Raw genomic sequence first — 735 nt, 5'->3', positions numbered from 1 at the left:
CCGGAGCAGACATGATCCAGATTCATTCCAAAAAGAAAGACGCGTTCCCATCCTGTGGAAAACACGCTGAAATTGAAGGCGTTGGCTCCGAAAGGAAAATTGAAAACCAAAGCGAAACGCTACGTTAAGTTGAGGCGGGTTTGGTCTGGGAAACTCGGATAATAGCCAAATACCGTCATTTTTTGTACATGAAAATACACTTTGGTAGTGCGGACGTCCGTTCGTTTACAACCAAAAATGAGTGTGCCAGCCTCTTGTCAAATATGCTTTGAAGCTTATCCGTGAGCCGGTCAGATTGGAGTGAGGTGAAGAAGAAAGTAGCCTTAAAGACTGGGAAATGTGCTGTATGAAACAGCTGGGGATTTCGCTGATCAGGTTCTCTCAGTACGGAAGGATAGTGGGTACGTGCGCGGCAAGAAAACGGAGGCATTGGGTAGGTATTGCCAAGTTGTTTGACCCCGGCGTTTCGGTTATCGAGACGACATGAGATTGCCGAGCACTTTCCCCCGTCTGAAGGGGTTTCGTTTTCCGCGTGGAGTTGTCGCCTACGCAGTGTGGGCCTATCATCGGTTTGCTCTGAGCACGGCCGATGTGGAAGACCTTCTTGCTGAACGCGGTGTTATCGTGAGCAGGGAAACGGTTCGTCTCTGGATCAACCGCTTTGGCCGACATTTTGCCGACTGCATTCGCAGAGACCGGCCCAAGCCGAACGATAAGTGGCATATGGATGAGGCC

Annotated in this window: 1 pseudogene; it reads left to right on the top strand. The window is 50.2% G+C overall.

Features of this window, described 5'->3' with window-relative positions:
* Positions 1-483: 483 nt before the first annotated feature.
* Positions 484-735, top strand: a pseudogene (locus tag OA90_RS27865) (IS6 family transposase); the annotation flags it as partial.

This window comes from Labrenzia sp. OB1, from assembly GCF_001624695.1.
Taxonomy (GTDB): domain Bacteria; phylum Pseudomonadota; class Alphaproteobacteria; order Rhizobiales; family Stappiaceae; genus Roseibium.
This window is presented reverse-complemented; position numbering and strand designations above follow the sequence as displayed.